Genomic DNA, 18,864 nt, shown 5'->3' on the forward strand with positions numbered 1-18,864 from the left:
CTCACGCCGCCTTCAGCCGGAAGCGACACCGCGATCAGGCGGGATCGCGCTCCTCGCCCGCAGTGACCGGACCCCGGTGATCAGGTCGGGTCGGATGCGGACGGCATAGCCCATGGTCTGGTTCACCCAGGGGGTGAGCAGTTCCTGGTAGCGGGCCAGCTCATGCGAGTCGGTCACCAGTCGGGCGTAGCCGGTGACCACGACGCTCCAGCCGAGGTGGGTGTCGGGGTCTATGGAGTCGGCCTCGTATGCCACCACGACGCCTTGGCCGTCGGCCTGCCCGGCGCGTGCGGTAAGTGCCGCGCCCTCGTGGGTGCGGATGACGATGTCGCCATGGTCATGGGGTGGCTTCCGTGCGGTTTCGTTGCTCACTGCGGTGTGTCTTCGGCCGGCGTGACCAGGCGGATGCGTGATCTGTCACCGTGGCGACGGGCGGTGCGCCGGTAGGGCATGTGCGACGTCCCTTCGAGGCCTGCGCGGCTGCCTGTCCGCGGCGTACCAGGTCGGGGCGCCGCGGACAGGCTCGATCAGGTCATTGGAACGGCACCGGAGCTCTTCAGGCCAGGGTCGTTCGGCCTTTGTCCGTGCACGGCCGCCCCGGTTCCTCCCCGTAATACGCCGTGCGCATGATCTCCCGCATGTCGTTGAGCATCGGCATGCGTGGATTGGCGGGCGCGCACTGGTCTTCGTACGCGTTCAGGGCCTGTCGGGGCAGGGCGTCGAGGAAGGCGCGCTCGTCGACGCCGAGGGCCTGGAACGACGGCTCGATGCCTACCGCGTCGCGCAGCCGCTCCACTGCGCACGCCAGTGACTCCACGCCTTCCGACGGGCTGGCGGCCGGCAGGCCGAGGGTGCGGGCGATGTCCTGGAAGCGTTCCGGGGCCCGGTAGTTCTCGTACTTCGGCCACCCCGTCAACTTCGTCGGCAGACTGCCGTTGTAGCGGATGACATGCGGAAGCAGTACTGCGTTGGTGCGGCCGTGCGCGATGTGGAAGGTGGCACCTAGGGTGTGGGACATGGCGTGGACGATGCCGAGGAAGGCGTTGCCGAAGGCCATGCCGGCGATGGTGGCCGCGTTGTGCATCTTTTCCCGCGCGTCGGGGCGGGCGGCGCGGTCGTTCACCGCGGCCTCGATGTTGTCGAAGGTCAGTCGGATCGCGTGCAGGGCCAGGCCGTCGGTGAAGTCGTTGGCGTAGACGGACACGTACGCCTCGATGGCGTGGGTGAGGGCGTCGAAGCCGCTGTCGGCCGCCAGCGCCGGAGGCAGGTCCGCGGTGAGCAGTGGGTCGACGATGGCGACGCTCGGGGTGAGTGCGTAGTCGGCGAGCGGGTACTTCTTGCCGCTCGCGGGGTCGGAGATCACCGCGAAGGGGGTGACCTCCGCGCCGGTGCCGGACGTGGTGGGTACGCACACGAGGCGGGCCCGGGTGCCGAGGACCGGGAAGCGGAAGGCGCGCTTGCGGATGTCGGAGAACTTCTGCCGCATGTCGGCGAAGTCGACGTCCGGGTGCTCGTACAGCAGCCACATCACCTTCGCGGCGTCCATCGGCGACCCCCCGCCGAGCGCGATGATCGTGTCCGGGCGGAAGTCCCGCATGAGCTGCGCGCCCCGCTGGACGGAGTCGATGCTCGGCTCGGGTTCGACGTTGTCGATGATCTGCAGAGTGACCGGCTCCTTGCGCCGCTGCAGGACGCGGCTGACGCGGTCGACGAAGCCGAGGCGGGTCATGGTGGCGTCGGTGACGACCGTGACGCGGTGGACGCCCGGCATGGAGGACAGGTAGCGCAGGGACTGCGGTTCGAAGTAGATCTTCGGCGGCACCTTGAACCACTGCAGGTTGTTGCGGCGCGCGCTGACGCGCTTGATGTTCAGCAGCTGGACTGCGGAGACGTTGTTGGACACCGAGGTGTGACCCCACGAGCCGCAGCCCAGGGTGAGCGACGGCAGCAGGCTGTTGTAGATGCCGCCGATGGCCCCCTGGGACGACGGGGCGTTGACGATGATCCGTACGGTCTTCATGCGCCGGCCGTACGCCTCCGCCAGCGCCGGATCCTCGGTGTGGATGACCGCGGTGTGACCCTGGCCGTGGAAGGCGACCATGTCGGCGGCCAGGTCGAAGCCCTGCTGCTCGGAGCCGGCGCGCAGCACGGCGAGCACCGGGCAGAGCTTCTCGCGGGTCAACGGCTCGTCCGGGCCCACCCGTTCAGTCTCGACCAGGATCAGTGAGGTGTCGACCGGGACAGTGAAGCCGGCCTGCTCGGCGATCCACGCCGGGCTCTGACCGACGGCGCCGGCGTTGACCTTGGGCTCACAGCCAGCGTTGGTGTGGCCGGTCGGGAACAGGAAGGCTTCCAGCTTCGCCTTCTCCTCGGCGGTCGCCAGGTGGGCGTGCAGGGTGTGGAATTCGGCCAGGGCCGCGTCGTAGATCTCGTCGTCCAGGATGACGGCCTGCTCGGAGGCGCAGATCATGCCGTTGTCGAAGGACTTGGACAGCACCAGGTCGTTGACGGCCCGGCGCAGCTTCGCGCTCTTGTGCACGTATGCCGGGACGTTTCCCGCACCGACGCCCAGCGCGGGCTTGCCCGCCGAGTAGGCGGCCCGGACCATGGCGTTGCCGCCGGTGGCGAGGATCAGCGAGACGCCGGGGTGGCGCATTAGTATGCCGGTCGCCTCGACCGACGGGGTCTCGATCCACTGCACGCAGTTCTCCGGCGCGCCGGCGGCGACGGCAGCGTCCCGTACGATCCGGGCCGCCTCCGCGCTGCACCGCTGGGCCGAGGGGTGGAAGGCGAACACGATCGGGTTGCGCGTCTTCAGCGCCATCAGGGCCTTGAAGACGGTGGTGGAGGTCGGGTTGGTGACCGGCGTGATCGCGCAGACCACGCCGACCGGTTCGGCCACCTCGATCATGTCTTCGATGTCGTCGCGGGCGATGACGCCGACGGTCTTCATCGGGCCCATGCTGTGCGTGACGTGCTCGCAGGCGAACATGTTCTTGGCGGCCTTGTCCTCGAAGACCCCGCGTCCGGTCTCCTCCACGGCGAGGCGGGCGAGCGTGGTGTGCTGGTCCAGGGCGGCGACCGAGGCCTTCTTGACGATGTGGTCGACCTGCTCCTGGGTGAGGGCGTCGTAGTCGGTGAGCGCCTTGAGTCCGTTCGTGACCAGTTGGTCCACGGCGATGGTGATGTCGGACGGCGCGTCGGCAGCTGCTGGTGCCTGGGTTCCGGCCTCATGACGGGTCATTGGGGAGCGCCTCCGTTGACGAGAGCCGTCGGCGGTGGCCGACGGTGGGCGGACGTGAGCGGCACCGCGGGGGATCGGTGCCGCTCACGCCTTCACTTTCGTGCTCACCGGTCCCGACTCCCAGGTGCCGATGGTCCCTTCCGGGGGCTGACCGGCACTGGTCCGGCCAGGCCGGGCGACCCGGCCGGGCAGTTCCCTCGCCGAGTCGCAGGAACCACACGTACGTGAAGGAGGGCGACCGCGCCGTAGTGGAGGCTCACGAAGGGTTCTACTCCCGGCCGGTGTCGGTGGGGCCGCCGCGCCACGGCGGCGGAGTGGCCGACCTGCGGGCTTCCTCCTTGTGGTGCAGGACACGGTTCATCTGTCTGCGCAGCCGATCCTGCAGTCGGTCCGCCAGTTCGTGTCCCGTGGCCTCCTGGGCATGCGCGACCACGAGGGTGTTCCCCACGACGAGCTCCGCCCCGGCGGACCAGGGCCGCTCGGCGTGGTGCGCCACCGCCCTGACGATCCTCACCGCACCGCTCACGGCGGGAACCCCGGGCCGGCCGAGGACCGCGTCGACCTTCTCCCGGAGGTATGCGACGGTTTCCTCGTCCACATCGCCTTCCACGCGCACCTCCACGGCGACGGTGCTGGTGACCTGGGTTCCGGTGTCCTTGGCAGTCATGTGCTCCACTCCTCCTGATCGATTCGCAGCGGCTCCAGACTTCTGCGGGCACAGGTCCTGGCCCAGGGCTGTCGGGCCCCCAGCAGTAGGGCCATTGGACCTTCACTCTGTGGGGTGGCGAGTTCGGCGTGTGAATGGCAGGTCCATGACAGCATGCTGACGCAACGCGGAACCAGGAAGCAGTTTGATGGCGGACAGCGAGCAGCCGGGCGCCGACAACCCGATCCGGGTCTTCCTGATGGACGACCACGAGGTGGTACGGCGCGGAGTGCGCGACCTGCTGAACGACGAGCCGGACATCGAGGTGATCGGCGAGGCCGGCAATGTGGAGCAGGCCCTTGTGCGCGTCCCCGCGTTGCGCCCGCAGGTGGCGGTGCTCGACGTCCGTCTTCCCGACGGCGACGGCGTGACCGTGTGCCGGGAGCTCCGGTCACGCATGCCCGAGCTCGCCTGTCTCATGCTGACCTCGTTCGACGACGAGGAGGCGCTGCTCGACTCGATCATGGCGGGCGCGTCCGGTTACGTCCTGAAGCAGATCCAGGGCTCGGACCTCGTGTCCACGGTGCGCACCGTGGCCGGCGGCCAGTCCCTGCTCGACGCCAGTGCCACCACCAAGCTGATGGCCCGGCTTCGCGGCGGCCAGCAGGAGGAGCAGCAGCCCGACGGACTGCAAGGTCTGACCGAGCGGGAGTGGGAGATCCTGGCCCTGATCGGCGAAGATTGACCAACCGCCAGATCGGCCAGCGGCTTTACCTGGCCGAGAAGACGGTGAAGAACCGCATCTCTCGTCTGCTGGCCCAGCTCGGCGTCGAGCGCCGTATCCAGGCTGCTGTCATCGCCACCCAGGTCCAGGACCGGCAGCGGCAGGAAGGGAACTGAAACCCCGGAGCCGGCGCGGACGAGAACGAATCGCCGGGCAACGGTGGAGGGTTGGTACGGCCCGGCGAGGATCCCGCTGTTCTGCAAGGAGTTGCCGGTCAGGCCGTAGACAGGTTCTCGCCGGCGTTCGCGGGACCGGCGGTCGACTCCGTAGGGCTTTCCGAGCGCGTCAGCTCGAACTCCACGTCGACCACGCCCTCGACGGCCCGGACCAGGCGCGCAGCCACCGGGACCAGGGATGTGTCCCGGGCGTGGCCGATGAGCTTGACGACGCCGTTCCGTACGTCCACCCGCACGGCTGACCCTGGCGCAGGGAAGAGACATGCCACGACCTCTCGCCGGACCTCCTCGGCGATCTCCTCGTCCGTCCGCAGGAAGACCTTCAGCAGATCAGCACGGCTGACGATGCCCTGCAGCATGCCCACGGCGTCGACGACGGGCAGGCGCTTGACCTTGGCGTGCGCCATGGTCCGTGCGGCCTGTGCGAGCGTCGCGTCCGCGTGGACGGTGAGGGCGGGGGAGGTCATCAGGTCCTCGGCGGTGAGACCGACGGCCTTGGCCAGGTCGTCGAGACGGCGCAGCTGTGTGGCCCGGTCGGGGTCGCTGTCGCGGAACTCCTCCTTGGGCAGCAGGTCGGCCTCGGAGACGACGCCGACCACGCGGCCCTCGCCCTCCAGGACGGGCAGGGCGCTGACCTTCCAGTCCTGCATGAGCTGCACGATCTCCTTGAAGGCGGCCCGCCGGCCGACAGCGGCGACCGTGTGGGACATGACGTCGCTGACGATATGCGGGGTGCTGTACACGGTGACTCCTTCGTCGGGTCGGCCCGCTCACACGGCGCTTGCGGCGCCGTACGGGGCGTAGAGGTCCAGCAGCCGGGTCCTGGTGGTACGGAGGCGGTGGGCCAGTACGTCGCCGGCCCACTGGGTGACGGCATGGCCGAGCGCCGGGTCGTCCTGGCAGAGGGAGCGGACGGCCGTGGCGTCGAACTCGTAGGCCCGTACCGGTGTCGCGGCTGTGGCGCCCAGATGCCACACGTGCGGCGCGAACAGCCAGGACAGTCCGACGAGTTCGTTGTGGCCGAGGGTCTCGATGACGGCGCGGCGCCGCCCGGGGATGTGTGTGTCGAGTTCGATGGAGCCGGTGCGGATGATCCAGAACCGGTCCGCGCGGGCACCTTCGTCGAAGATGCGCGTCCCCTGCGGGAAGGACACCTCCCGGGCGAGACGCATGAGCCGTTGCCGGTGCTGGGTGGGCAGCGCGCGCAGCATGCCCGGGGTGTTCATGGCCGGCCTCCCGGTCAGGGCGTACGAACTGGTACTTGCAGCGTGTGGCACCGACTTCGACTGTTGCGAGGGGCCATTGGGTCCGGAGCAGGGCCGTTCGGCCCCGAGGCCGATGGCATCGAAGACGGCTGCCGCCCCCCGTGTCGGTGGGGGCGGCAGCCGTGGCGCGAGTGTCGTGTCTCCCCTGCACGAGACTCGCGCGGAAGCCCTCGCGGCTCCTGGGGCGTGCGGGAGAACCAACCCCATCTCGAACGAGCCGTAAGGACATGGCACGGCTGGCCGGTCGGCAGCGTGTCTGCTGCGACCGGCCGCAGCTCCTGCCCTCGATTGTCGAGCTCGGCTCGGAGTTGACGATGGGGCTGGGCGGGCCATGCCGTGGACCGAACGGCCCATGTCCTGTGACCAGGAGCACGCCGGGAAGCGGACGATTTGGGCTGTCCAGGCCTACGGCAGCGGGACCATCGGGGTCGCGTGTGGGCCGTGTGGCCGCTGGCTGTGCGCGGCTGAGGGGCAGAAAGATCAGTCGCGGATCGACTCACCCACACCGGCTTGTAAGGAGCCTTAGCCGTGCCCAGAACCACGGGAGGTGGAAAGGGGACAGCGCCCATGGCGCTCGGTCTTCCCGCCGCCTCTGCGCTCGTGATCGGCAGCATCATCGGCACCGGAGTCTTCGCGCTGCCCTCCGCCCTCGCCCCGTACGGGCCCATCTCCCTCGTCGCTTTCATCGCCGTCACCCTCGGCGCGCTCGCGCTGGCTCTGACCTTCGGGGCGCTGTCCAAGCGCGTTCCGGCGAGCGGTGGGCCGTACGTCTACGCCCGCGAGGCCTTCGGCGAGTTCGCCGGGTTCCTCAACGCGTGGTCGTACTGGATCACGGCCTGGGCCGGCAACGCGGCCATCGTCGTCGCCTGGGTCGGCTACGTCGAGGTGTTCGTGAACACCGGGCACGACAAGTGGGTCTCGGTGCTTCTCGCGCTGGTCGGACTGTGGATTCCCGCCGCGATCAACCTTACCGGCGTCCGGAACACGGGCGCGTTCCAAGTGATCACGACCGTGCTGAAGTTCGTCCCGCTGATCTTCATGGCCACCGTCGGGCTGCTGTTCATCGACTCGCGCAACTTCGGCTCGTTCAACGCCAGCGGCCAGTCGGCGCTGGGCGCGATCTCGGCCGCCGGTGCCATCGCCCTGTTCAGCTACCTGGGCCTGGAAGCGGCCTCCGTCGTCGCCGGCCGGGTCCGCGAGCCGGAGCGCAACGTTCCCCGCGCCACCGTCTACGGCACGCTTATCTGCGCCGTCATCTACATCCTTGGCACCCTCGCCGTCTTCGGCACCGTCTCCCACGGCAAGCTGGGCGGCTCGACCGCGCCGTTCACCGACGCGGCGAACAATATCTTCGGCGGCAGCTGGGCCGGCGACATCGTCGCCGTCGCCGCGATCATCTCGGGCATCGGCGCCCTGAACGGCTGGACCATGCTGTGCGCGGAGATGCCGTACGCGGCCGCCCGCGACGGACTCTTCCCGCAGGCCTTCGCCCGGCTGCGCGGCGAGGGCGGTGTCCCGGCCTTCGGCATCGTCGCCTCCACGGTGCTGGCCTCGCTGATCACCGTGTTCAGCTACACGCGCTTCGACAACGTCTTCACCAAGATCGTGCTGCTGAGCGTGCTGACCGCCGTGATCCCCTACCTTTTCTCCGCCGCCGCCCAGCTGTACTGGCTGCTGGTGCGCGGCCGGGACAGCCTCAGCCCCGGCAGGCTCGCCCGCGATGTCACCGTCACGGGGCTGGCGCTCGCCTTCTCGTACTGGTCGATCCAGGGAAGCGGCTACCAGACCGTCTACTACGGCCTGTTCGTGCTGCTGCTCGGCGTCCCCGTCTACGTGTGGCTGAAGCGGGGACAGGACACCTTTGGCGAGGCCACGGCGCCGAGGACCGCGGCGACCGTGGACCGGAAGGAACGGGCACCCGAGACGCCCCCGCCGGCCCAGCGGCTCTCCCGAGGGCTCCGTACCAGCCGCATCGGCGGACCCCGCAAGCGCAACGAGCTCCGCCACCACGACTGACCGCCCCCAGCACAGAGGAACCTCCGCGATGAACACCTTCCACGTCGACTCCGAGGTCGGCCCCCTGCGCCAGGTGATCCTGCACCGCCCCGGCCTCGAACTGTCCCGCCTCACCCCGCGCAACGTCGATGCGCTGCTCTTCGACGACATCCTCTGGGCCAAGCGCGCCCGCGAGGAGCACGACGCCTTCGCCCAGGTCCTGCGCGACCACGGCGCCCGCGTCCACTACTTCGCCGACCTGCTGGCGCAGAGCCTCGACGTCCCCGAGGCCCGCGACTGGCTCCTGGACCAGGTCGTCACTCCCGGCACCGTGGGCCCGGCCCTCATCGACCCGGTGCGCGAACTGTGCGCCGAACTCGACGGAGAGACGCTCGCGGGGTACCTGATCGGCGGCCTCCTCAAGAGCGATCTGCCGCTCGCCACGCCGCACAGCCTGGTGTGGAACGCGCTCGGCGCCGACGACTTCGCCCTCGCCCCGCTGCCCAACCACCTCTTCCCCCGCGACAACTCCTGCTGGGTCTATGACCAGGTGTCGGTCAACCCGATGGCCAAGCCCGCCCGGCGGCGCGAGAGCCTGCACGCGGAGGCCATCTACCGGTTCCACCCGATGTTCGCCGGCGTCGCGCCGGCACCCCTGCTCGGCGGCCCCATCGGCACCCTCGAAGGCGGCGACGTCCACGTCCTCGGCAACGGCACCGTCATGGTCGGCATGGGCGAGCGCACCACCGCCCAGGCCGTGGAGAACCTGGCCGCCCGGCTCTTCGCGGCCGGTACGGCGAGCAGGCTGATCGCCGTCCAACTGCCCGCAGCGCGTGCGTACATGCACCTGGACACCGTGCTGACCATGGTCGACCGCGACGCCTTCGTCATCTACCCCGGCCTCGCCGACTCCCTGCGCTCCTGGACGCTGCGGCCCGGCTCCGAGCGCGAGACCGGTTTCGACGTCACCGCGAACTCCGATCTCGCGACCGCGCTCGCCGAGGCCCTCGACCTGGACAAGGTCCGGATGCTCTCGGCCCTCCAGGACATCCGCAACGCCGAGCGCGAGCAGTGGGACGACGGCAGCAACTTCCTCGCCGTCGCACCCGGTGTGGTCGTCGGCTACGAGCGCAACGTCACCACCAACACATACCTGCGCAAGCAGGGCATCGAGATCGTCACGATCGCCGGTGCCGAACTCGGCCGCGGCCGGGGCGGCCCACGCTGCATGAGCTGCCCCATCGAACGCGACCCGGTCGCCTGACCCCGTAAGGACACCACCATGACCGTCGACCTGCGAGGCCGCTCCTACCTGAGCGAACTCGACTTCGCCGCCGCTGACATTCACCACCTCCTCGACCTCGCCGCCGACCTCAAGAAGGCTCGGCAGGCCGGTACCGAACAGCCCCGGCTCACGGGCAAACACATCGCCCTGGCCTTCGAGAAGACCTCCACCCGCACCCGCTGTGCCTTCGAGGTCGCAGCCGCCGACCAGGGCGCCGCCACCACCTACCTCGGCCCCGGCGACACCCACGCCGGCCACAAGGAGTCCATCGCCGACACCGCGCGCGTGCTGGGCCGGATGTTCGACGCCATCGAGTACCGAGGCTCAGCCCAGTCCATCGTCACCGAACTGGCGGCCCACGCCGGCGTCCCCGTCTACAACGGGCTGACCGACACGGCCCACCCCACTCAGAGCCTGTGCGACGTCCTCACCATGCACGAGCACAACCCCAAGCCGCTGCCGGACATCGCCTACTGCTACCTCGGCGACGCCCGCAACAACATGGGCAACTCCCTGCTGTCCATGGGCGCCCTGCTCGGTATGGACGTCCGCATCGCCGCCCCCGCCGCGCTGTGGCCCGACCCCGCGCTGGTGACCGAGTGCCGCACGCTGGCGGACCGCAGCGGAGCCCGGATCACCCTCACTGAGGACGTCGAAACCGCGGTACGCGGCGCAGACTTCCTGCACACGGACGTCTGGGTCTCCATGGGCGAACCGGCCGACACCTGGCGGGAACGGATCGAGCTGCTGCTCCCGTACCAGGTCAACGACAAGACGCTGGCCCTCACCGGCAACCCGGACGTGAAGTTCATGCACTGCCTGCCGTCCCTCCACGACCACCGCACCCGGCTCGGTCAGGAGCTGTTCGCGGCCTACGGCCTCAACGGCCTCGAAGTCACCGACGAAGTCTTCTCCTCGCCCGCCTCGATCGTCTTCGACCAGGCGGAGAACCGGCTGCACACCATCAAGGCCGTACTCGTCGCCACCCTGGAGGACTGAACCATGCGCATCGTCGTCGCCCTCGGCGGCAACGCCCTGCTGCACCGCGGCGAACGCCCCGACGCCGCTGTCCAGCAGGCCAACATCGACCGGGTCGCCACCGCGCTGGCCGCCCTCGCCCACGAGCACGAGCTGGTCATCACCCACGGCAACGGCCCGCAGATCGGCCTCCTCGCCATGGAGAGCGAGGCCGACCCCGCGCTCAGCGCCCCCTACCCGTTGGACCTGCTCGGTGCCCAGACCGAGGGCATGATCGGTTCCCTGCTCACCCGTGCCCTGCACGACGCTCTGCCCGGGCACCGGATCGCCGCCCTCGTCACGCACACCCTCGTGCGGACCGACGATCCCGCCTTCGAACGGCCAACGAAGTTCGTCGGCCAGGTGTACTCCGCGCCGCTGGCCAAGGCACTGGCCCGCAAGCGGGGCTGGCACATCGCCCGGGACACCACCGGCTGGCGGCGCGTCGTCGCGTCACCCGCGCCCGAACGCATCCTGGAGACCGACACCATCCGCGAGCTCCTGAACAGCGGGACCCTTGTGATCTGCGCCGGCGGAGGCGGGGTACCCGTCACCGCCGACCGCGACACCGGCGCACTGACCGGCGTGGAGGCCGTCATCGACAAGGACCTCACCGCAGCCCTTCTTGCCGAGGATCTCAAGGCGGACTTCCTGCTCATCCTCACCGACGTCCCCTACGTCTACGAGGCCTACGGGACGCCCGACCAGCACCCGTTGCCCGACGCCACCCCCCGGGAGCTGCGGCACGGTGGTTTCCCTGCCGGCTCGATGGGCCCCAAGGCCGAGGCGGCTGCACGGTTCGTCGAGCACACCGGCGGCCTGGCCGCGATCGGGGCCCTGGACGCGGCCTACGAGATCGTCCACGGCAGGTCGGGCACGCTGATCCGGCCGGACCTCACGGTCGGGTGACAGAGGGGGTGGCCGGTCCGGCTCCGTGTCGCGTGTCCAGGACCGGTTCCTATCGCTCGCCATCCCACTCGCGGTAGGCGGCCACCGCGGTGGGCAGCGCGGGGAAGATGAGGTCCGTGCCCACGGAGTCCGCCAGGCCGTACGCCTTCAGGTCGTCCAGCAGGTCCTGCTTGACCCGGGCGAGGGCGAACACGATGCCGCGGCCCGTCAGCTCCCGGCGCAGCTCGTCCACGGCGTCGAGGGCGGTGATGTCGACCTCCACGTTGGCCTCGGTGTTGAGGACGAACCAGCGGACGGGTTCGGTCTGTTCGGCGACGGCGGCCAGGGCACGGCGGCGGAAGTCCTCGGCGTTGGCGAAGAACAAGGGCGAGTCGTAGCGGTGGACCAGCAGGCCCGGGATCGTGCGAGCCTGCGGGTAGTCGTCGACGTCGTGCATGCCCGCCACCCCGGGCACCAGGCCCTCGACCGCGTCATGCGGACGCGCCACCCGAGTCAGCAGTTCGGCCACCGACAGGCCGACGGCCACGATCACCCCGTACAGGATGTCCAGAGCCAACACGCCGGCCAGGCAACCGACGGCGAGCAGGAGTTCGCGGCGGCGGAAGGAGGCCAGGCGTCGGAAGCCGGCCACGTCGATCATGCGGACGGCGGCGTAGACGAGGAGCGCCCCCAGCACCGCCGAGGGTGTTCTGCTCAGCAAGGGGCTCAGGAACAGTAGGACGGCGAGGACCGCCGCTCCGGCTACCAGCGAGTGGCCCTGGCTGCGGGCGCCCGTCGAGGCGGCGAGCGCGGTGCGGCTGGCGCTGCTGCTGACCGGAAAGCCGTGCACTGCGCCAGCACCAAGGTTGGCTGCGCCGAGCGCCAGGAACTCCTGGTTGGCATCCAGGCCGGGCTCGTCGTCGGCGCGCCGGGTGAAGGCGCGCGCGGTGAGGATGAAGTCGGTGTAGGCGACGATCAGGACGCCCAGCGCGGGCAGTACCAGGTGCGGCAGCTCGCTCAGGTCCGGCAGCGCGACCGAGGGCAGCCCCGACGGCACCTCGCCGATCACCTTGATGCCGTGCCGGTGGTCGAGGTCGAAGACGGTGACGGCCGCCGTGCCGAGCAGCACCGCGAACAATGGTCCCGGCAGCGCGGGCACGTATCGCTTCGCCGTGAACAGGAACACCAGGGCGACCGCCGAGAAGACCACCGTGTTCGCATCGGCTTCGGGCAAGTGCCTGAAGGAGGACCACAGCTGGGGGAAGAACTCCGCACCCGTCGTCCGCACGCCGGTGAGTCCGGGCAACTGGTCCACCATCATGATCAAGGCGACACCGGCCAGATAGCCGATCAGCACAGGGCGGGAGAGCAGGTCCGCGAGGAAACCCGGTCGCACCACCCGCGCGGCCAGGCACAGCAGGCCGACCGTGACCGCGAGGGCCGCCGCCAGTGATGCGTAGCGCCCCGCGTCCCCGCCTGCGAGCGGACCCACGACGGTGGCCGTCATCAGGGCGGTGGTCGATTCGGGTCCCACCGACAACAGCCGGGAAGAGCCGAGTAGCGCGTACGGCGCGAGGGCGGGCACGATCGCCCACAGCCCGGCGACCGGAGGCAGCCCGGCCACACCCGCATACGCCATCACCTGCGGCACGAGATACGCCGCCACCGTCACACCGGCCGGCAGGTCGCCCCTCAGCCACGAACGCCGGTAACCGAGCAGGGCGCCGAGGCCGGGTACCAGCCGACGCCATCACGGGAAACGTTCGCCTGAGTCCTGAGCCATGTGCCGCCTCTTTCTGTCTGGGCCCAGGATCCATGGCCGTGCGATCATCCGCGACACCCACCCGGCGTTCCATCTGCCCGGGTTCGCCGCGTTCAGCCCAACGGGCCTTGGACGTAGGGACGTTCAGCCCAACGGATGGAGCCCTTCGGCATCCGGCTTGACGTGGGGCATCGGACGAGAGTGAGAGACGTCAAGGAGACGACGGTTCATACATCCCCGAAGGGATCACCATCATGGCCGTGCACGAGCACCCTCACCGGAGGCCGGGTTTCCACTTGTCGGCCGCTTTCCGCTGGCACCGGACCGGCTCCGGCTCCGAGTCCGCAGCGTCTGCACGTCTCGGCACGTACACCGCGCAGGCTTACGCCCTCGCTTCCCTGCGCGTGCTGACCGGGTTCGTCTTCCTGTGGGCGTTCCTGGACAAGACCTTCGGCCTGGGTTACGCGACCGCGTCCGGCAAGGGCTGGATCGACGGCGGGTCACCGACGAAGGGCTTCCTCAGCTCCGTCGCCGCCGGGCCGATGAAGTCGACGTTCCACTCCTGGGCCGGCGATACCTGGGCGGACTGGCTGTTCATGCTGGGCCTGCTCGGCATCGGCCTGGCCGTCATGGCCGGTGTGGCGCTGCGGCCGGCCGCGGTGGCGGGCACGGCGATGATGGCGCTGATGTGGATCGCAGAGTGGCCGCCTGCCAGGCACCTGACGAACGGCTCGCCGAGCATGTCGACGAACCCGTTCATCGACTACCACGTGATCTACGCCGCCGCGCTGATCGCCGTGGCGGCAGCGGGCGCGGGCGCCACCTGGGGGCTGGGCCGGCTGTGGGCGCGGCTGCCGATCGTTCGCGACCACACCTGGCTGCGCTGACCCCCGCCCACGGTGGGACGGACCTCGCCGCGGCCCGTCTCACCGACCCGTACACGGGGCCCATGGTCCCCGCTGGAGGACCAGCGGCCCCTGCCCCGCACAACCCCTGAACACGACGCTGGAATCGGATCCCTCGGGGCTCTGATTCAGGAGGTGGAGAACATGCCCCGCACCATCACCGTGGGTCTCGACGGCTCTCCCGAGAGCCGCGCCGCCGCGGAATGGGCGGCCCGCGAGGCCATGTTGCGCGGACTGCCGGTGAAGCTCGTCCAGGTCTGGGAGCCGGTCCCGGAGCCCATGGCCCAGGCCCCGCTCCTCGGTGCCGAGACGCACCAGCATTGGACCGAGAGGATCCCCCGCGAGTCCGCCGAGGGTCTGCGCCTGCGCCACCCCGGCGTCGAGGTGACCACCGAGCAGCTCACCGGACGGCCCGCCGAAGCCCTGGTCAACGTGGCCAGGGACGCCGACATGCTCGTCCTCGGCTCACGCGGCCTGGGCGGGATCGGCGGCTTCCTGGTCGGCTCGGTCGGTCGCGCGGTCGTGGCGCACACCGAACGGCCCGTCGTCCTGGTCCGCGCCGATGAACAGGCCACGGACGAACACGAGATGGACGAGGCAGACATCCCCTCTGCGGCCACAGCGTTCCGTCCCGTCGTCCTCGGGCTCGACCTCGCCGGCCCCGACGAGGCGCTCCTGGGGTTCGCCTTCGAGGCCGCCGCGCGCCGCTCGGTGCCGCTGCGGGTCGTGCACGGCTGGAACCCGCCGCCCTACTACGCCTACGGCATGGCCCTGGAGCCCGCGGTCGAGCGGGAGATGGCGAAGGGTGAAGCCGTCGTCCTGAGTGAGGTGCTGTGCCCCTGGCGGCAGAAGTACCCCGACGTCGAGGTCGTCGAGCAGTCGCACTACGGCAGCCCCTCGCTCCTGCTGATCGACGCCTCCCGCGAGGCCTCCCTGGTTGTCGTGGGCCGGCGCATCCGCCGCGCCTCCGTCGGCGCCCACATCGGCACCGTCACCCACGCCGTCCTGCACCACTCCACCGCCCCCGTCGCCGTCGTCGCCCACGACTGACGCGCCCCTCCAGAGGAGAGAACAGATCATGAAGGCAGCGGTCGTACGAGCCTTCGGCGAACCCCTGGTCATCGAGGATCGCCCCGACCCCGAGTCCGGCCCCGGCCAGGTCCGCATCCGTGTCGAGGCCTCCGGGCTGTGCCACACCGACATCCACGCCGCGCACGGCGACTGGCCCGTCAAGCCCACCCCACCCTTCGTCCCCGGGCACGAGGGAGTCGGTGTCGTCGAGAAGCTCGGCGAGGGCGTCACCCACCTGTCCGTCGGGCAGCGCGTCGCGGTGCCCTGGCTCGGCAGGGCGTGCGGGCGGTGCGAGCACTGCCTGTCCGGCTGGGAGACGCTGTGCGAGCAGCAGATCAACACCGGGTACGGCTGCGATGGCGGCTACGCCGAGAAGATGCTCGCCTGGGCCGACTTCGCCCAGCCGGTGCCCGACGGCGTCACCCCGTTCGACGCCGCACCCCTGACCTGCGCCGGCGTGACCACCTACAAGGCCCTCAAGGTCGCCGACGTCCGGCCCACCCAGCTCGTCGCGATCTCCGGCGTCGGCGGCCTCGGCCACCTCGCCCTGCAGTACGCCAAGATCGCCGGAGCCACCGTCGCGGCCGTCGACGTCACCGACGACAAGCTGCAACTTGCCACCGAGCTCGGCGCCGACCTCGTCATCGACGCCCGCAAGCAGGACGTCGGCAAGGAGCTGAAGAAGCACGGCGGTGCCCATGCGGCGGTCGCACTCGCGGTGAACCCGGCCGCGTTCGAGGCCGTCAACTCCGGTCTGCGGCGCGGCGGAAAGCTCGTCACGGTGGCGCTGCCCGCGCACGGCACGATCCAGGTCCCGATCTTCGACACCGTCCTCAACGGCACCTCGGTGATCGGCTCGATCGTGGGCACGCGGCAGGACCTCGCCGAGGTCTTCCAGCTCCACGCCGTCGGCCGCACCAAGGTCATCTACGAGACCCGCCCGCTCGCCTCCGTGAACGAGTCCATCGACGCGGTGCTGCGCGGCGAGATCAAGGCCCGGATCGTCTTCGACCTGGACGCGGGAAGGTGAGCACGATGGAACTCCCCCTGGTCGTCGGCGTCGACGGTTCCGAGCCGAGCCTGCGCGCCGTCGACTGGGCGGCCGACGAGGCCGCCCTGCGGGGACTGCCGCTGCGGCTGGTGTACGCCTCGCTGTGGGAGCGGTACGAAGGCGTCTCCCTCGCGCAGGACCTCGACAAGCCGACCGAGCAGGTCATGGCCGAGGACATTGTCGACGCAGCCGCGCGACGTGCCCACCGTCGACAGGCCGACGTGAAGGTCACCACCGATGTGGTGCCCGAGGAACCCGAGTACGCGTTGGTGCGGGAGAGCCGCAGCGCCTCCGCGATGGTCCTGGGCTCGCGCGGCCGCAGCGGTATGGCCGAGGCGCTTCTCGGCTCCGTCAGTATGACGGTGGCCGGCCACGCGCACTGCCCGGTGATCGTGCTGCGCGGCGGTCACGACAACCAGGTCCGCTCCGGAGCCGGCCGCATCCTCCTCGGCGTCGGCGAGAAGGACGCGGACTCGGCGGCGGTGCGCTTTGCAGTCGAGGAGGCGCAACGCCGAGGCGTACCTCTGGAGGCCGTACGCGCCTGGCGCTGCCCCGCACACGAGAGCACCGACCACCCCCTGCTGTCCGGCGAACCCGCCCGGCTGCACGAGGAACGGGCCAGGGCGGAACTGGATGCGGCCTTGCCGGACGTCCCGGCCGGCGTCGAGGTGCAGTGCCGCACCGTCGAGGGCCACGCCCGCCGGGTACTGCTGGACGCTTCGTACGGCGCCGACCTGCTCGTCGTCGGCGCGCGGCGCCGCGAGAGCAGCTTCGGGCTCCAACTCGGTCGCGTCGCCCACGCGGTGCTGCTCCACTCCGCCTGCCCCGTCGCCGTCGTACCGCAGCGGGCGTGAACCACATGACCGGCTCAGAGGCTCGCCGCGTGATCGGGGACGTAGGTCTGCAGGTCGCGCGGCGGGCGCTCGTAGCCGGTCGACGGAGGTCGGTGCGGAAGTTCCAGCACCGGAGGCGGCACGTCGTGGTAGGGCACGGTGCTCAGCAGGTGGGCGATCATGTTCAGCCGGGCCCGGTGCTTGTCGTCGCTCTCCACGACGTACCACGGCGCCTCGCGGACGTCCGTGTGCACCAGCATCTCGTCCTTGGCCCGGGAGTACGCCTCCCAGCGGGTGATCGACTCCAGGTCCATCGGCGACAGCTTCCAGCGGCGCAGCGGATCGTCGAGGCGGCGCCGGAACCGCTCCTGCTGCTCGGTGTCGCTCACCGAGAACAGCAGGATCTCCCCGGCGGCCGGCAGATGCTCGACGTGCCGCTGGAAGTACCACTGGGTGCGCTCGCGCTCGGTGGGCTTGGGCAGCGCCACGATCCGGGCGATGCGGGGGTTGAGGTACTGCGTGACCCGCTGGATGGTGCCGCCCTTGCCTGCCGCGTCCCGCCCCTCGAAGACCACCACCAGTCGAGCACCTTCGGAGCGCATCCACTCCTGCAGCTTCACCAACACCGTCTGCAGGCACAGCAGTTCCTTCTCGTACGTCCTGCGTGCCAGCTTCTCCGCGCCTGTACCGGCCATGCTGCCTCCCCGCTCGGCGACTCGCGGAGTCACCCATACCCGAGCTCGAACACCTGGACGCAACCGTACTTTCCGATGAGGAGCCGCGCATTCCGGACACTCGGCGATCTCGCAGGCCACCACCTCGCCGTTGTCCCAGGTTCGCCCACCAGCCCCGAGCCGTCCGAGATCCCTGACCGCAAAGGAGTTCACCACCATGACCGTACGTGTCGGCATCAACGGGTTCGGCCGTATCGGCCGCACCTATCTGCGCGCGGCCCTCGACCGCGCCGAAGCGGGCACCCAGGACGTCGAGGTGGTCGCGATCAATGACATCACCTCGCCCGCCACCCTTGCCCACCTGCTGGAGTACGACTCGACGTTCGGGCACATCGGGCGAGAGGTCGTGCACGACGACAGCTCGATCACCGTCGACGGCAGGCGCATCGCTGTCACCGCCGAGCGCGACCCAGCCACCTTGCACTGGTCCGACTACGGTGCCGACATCGTCATCGAGTCCACCGGCCGCTTCCGCGACCGGGACGCCGCGGCCCTGCACCTGAAGGCGGGCGCCCACACGGTGCTGCTCTCGGCGCCCGGCAAGGGCGTGGACGCCACCATCGTGATGGGCGTCAACGACAACACGTACGACCGGCATCGTGATCGGATCATCTCGGCTGCCTCCTGCACGACCAACTGCCTCGCGCCGATGGTCAAGGTACTCGACGAGAACTTCGGCATCGATCGTGGCCTGCTGACCACCGTCCACGGCTACACCAACGACCAGTCGCTGCTCGACGGCCCGCACAAGGACCTGCGCCGCGCCCGCTCGGCGGCACTGAGCATCATCCCTACGAGCACCGGTGCCGCCCGCGCCGTCGGCCTCGTACTGCCGGAGCTGGCCGGTGCGCTGGACGGTATCGCCGTCCGGGTGCCCGTGGAGGACGGTTCGCTCACCGACCTCACGGTGGTGCTGAACCGCGAGGCCACGGCGGACGAGATCAACGCCGCATTCGCCGCGGCGGCCGGGGGCCCACTGAACGGCATCCTGCGGGTCTCGACGGCGCCCATCGTCTCCCGCGACGTCATCGGCGACCCGGCCTCCTGCGTCTTCGACGCCGCGCTCACCCAGGCCAACGGCACCCTCGCCAAGGTCTTCGGCTGGTACGACAACGAATGGGGCTACACCAACCGGCTACTGGACCTCACCGCGCTGGTCGCCGACGACTGATGGACACGGGAGCGAGCAATGTCCCTGTGCCTCAAGC

15 protein-coding genes and 2 pseudogenes are annotated in these 18,864 nt (G+C 70.1%); 10 read left to right on the top strand and 7 right to left on the bottom strand.

Features of this window, described 5'->3' with window-relative positions; translation table 11 throughout:
* Positions 1-12 precede the first annotated feature (12 nt).
* From AV521_RS04635 to AV521_RS04645, 3 genes and pseudogenes are all read right to left on the bottom strand, one after another.
* Positions 13-339, bottom strand: a pseudogene (locus AV521_RS04635) (pyridoxamine 5'-phosphate oxidase family protein); the annotation flags it as partial.
* 217 nt (positions 340-556) lie between these two features.
* Entirely contained in the window at positions 557-3,244 is a 2,688-nt protein-coding gene (gene adhE, locus AV521_RS04640; protein ID WP_076083819.1) for a bifunctional acetaldehyde-CoA/alcohol dehydrogenase, read from the bottom strand.
* A gap of 268 nt (positions 3,245-3,512) precedes the next feature.
* Positions 3,513-3,911, bottom strand: coding sequence for a hypothetical protein (locus AV521_RS04645; RefSeq protein ID WP_076083821.1), 399 nt, complete (start codon positions 3,909-3,911; stop codon positions 3,513-3,515).
* 187 nt (positions 3,912-4,098) lie between these two features.
* Here AV521_RS04645 and AV521_RS04650 point away from each other — a divergent pair.
* Positions 4,099-4,790 (top strand): annotated as a pseudogene (locus AV521_RS04650) (response regulator).
* A gap of 98 nt (positions 4,791-4,888) precedes the next feature.
* Here AV521_RS04650 and AV521_RS04655 read toward each other — a convergent pair.
* Complete coding sequence (locus AV521_RS04655; protein WP_107480812.1) at positions 4,889-5,593, bottom strand: CBS domain-containing protein; 705 nt, start codon at positions 5,591-5,593, stop codon at positions 4,889-4,891.
* Positions 5,594-5,620: 27 nt separating this feature from the next.
* Complete coding sequence (locus tag AV521_RS04660) at positions 5,621-6,076, bottom strand: cyclic nucleotide-binding domain-containing protein (RefSeq protein WP_076083823.1); 456 nt, start codon at positions 6,074-6,076, stop codon at positions 5,621-5,623.
* 606 nt (positions 6,077-6,682) lie between these two features.
* Between AV521_RS04660 and AV521_RS04665 the strand changes: the two genes are divergently transcribed.
* From AV521_RS04665 to AV521_RS04680, 4 genes are read left to right on the top strand one after another with little or no spacing between them, the layout of a single operon-like run.
* Positions 6,683-8,131: an APC family permease gene (locus AV521_RS04665; protein ID WP_076083825.1), complete on the top strand. Its 1,449-nt coding sequence runs from the start codon at positions 6,683-6,685 to the stop codon at positions 8,129-8,131.
* 28 nt (positions 8,132-8,159) lie between these two features.
* Positions 8,160-9,374 (top strand): arginine deiminase, encoded by a 1,215-nt coding sequence (locus AV521_RS04670; RefSeq protein ID WP_076083827.1) that lies wholly within the window; start codon positions 8,160-8,162, stop codon positions 9,372-9,374.
* 18 nt (positions 9,375-9,392) lie between these two features.
* A complete protein-coding gene (gene argF, locus AV521_RS04675; protein WP_076083829.1) occupies positions 9,393-10,394 on the top strand; it encodes an ornithine carbamoyltransferase in 1,002 nt (333 codons plus the stop codon).
* 3 nt (positions 10,395-10,397) lie between these two features.
* A complete protein-coding gene (locus tag AV521_RS04680; RefSeq protein ID WP_076083831.1) occupies positions 10,398-11,321 on the top strand; it encodes a carbamate kinase in 924 nt (307 codons plus the stop codon).
* A 49-nt stretch (positions 11,322-11,370) separates the two neighbouring features.
* Here AV521_RS04680 and AV521_RS04685 read toward each other — a convergent pair whose 3' ends face one another.
* Positions 11,371-13,041, bottom strand: coding sequence for a SulP family inorganic anion transporter (locus tag AV521_RS04685; RefSeq protein ID WP_107480813.1), 1,671 nt, complete (start codon positions 13,039-13,041; stop codon positions 11,371-11,373).
* A 275-nt stretch (positions 13,042-13,316) separates the two neighbouring features.
* Between AV521_RS04685 and AV521_RS04690 the strand changes: the two genes are divergently transcribed.
* The 4 genes from AV521_RS04690 (at position 13,317) to AV521_RS04705 (ending at position 16,943) form a co-directional block, all read left to right on the top strand.
* A complete protein-coding gene (locus AV521_RS04690) occupies positions 13,317-13,949 on the top strand; it encodes a DoxX family membrane protein (protein WP_076083834.1) in 633 nt (210 codons plus the stop codon).
* Positions 13,950-14,111: 162 nt separating this feature from the next.
* Complete coding sequence (locus AV521_RS04695; protein WP_076084691.1) at positions 14,112-15,017, top strand: universal stress protein; 906 nt, start codon at positions 14,112-14,114, stop codon at positions 15,015-15,017.
* 28 nt (positions 15,018-15,045) lie between these two features.
* Entirely contained in the window at positions 15,046-16,068 is a 1,023-nt protein-coding gene (adhP, locus tag AV521_RS04700) for an alcohol dehydrogenase AdhP (RefSeq protein ID WP_076083837.1), read from the top strand.
* A 5-nt stretch (positions 16,069-16,073) separates the two neighbouring features.
* Positions 16,074-16,943 (top strand): universal stress protein, encoded by an 870-nt coding sequence (locus AV521_RS04705; protein WP_076083840.1) that lies wholly within the window; start codon positions 16,074-16,076, stop codon positions 16,941-16,943.
* Positions 16,944-16,957: 14 nt separating this feature from the next.
* On the opposite strand, the gene AV521_RS04710 is transcribed toward AV521_RS04705, so the two are convergent.
* Entirely contained in the window at positions 16,958-17,617 is a 660-nt protein-coding gene (locus AV521_RS04710; protein WP_076083843.1) for a polyphosphate kinase 2, read from the bottom strand.
* A 196-nt stretch (positions 17,618-17,813) separates the two neighbouring features.
* On the opposite strand from AV521_RS04710, the gene gap reads away from it, so the two are divergent.
* Complete coding sequence (gap, locus tag AV521_RS04715) at positions 17,814-18,827, top strand: type I glyceraldehyde-3-phosphate dehydrogenase (protein ID WP_076083846.1); 1,014 nt, start codon at positions 17,814-17,816, stop codon at positions 18,825-18,827.
* Positions 18,828-18,864: the final 37 nt, after the last annotated feature.

Origin of the sequence: Streptomyces sp. IMTB 2501, from assembly GCF_001953885.1 — a bacterium.
In the GTDB taxonomy this organism is placed as follows: Bacteria; Actinomycetota; Actinomycetes; order Streptomycetales; family Streptomycetaceae; genus Streptomyces.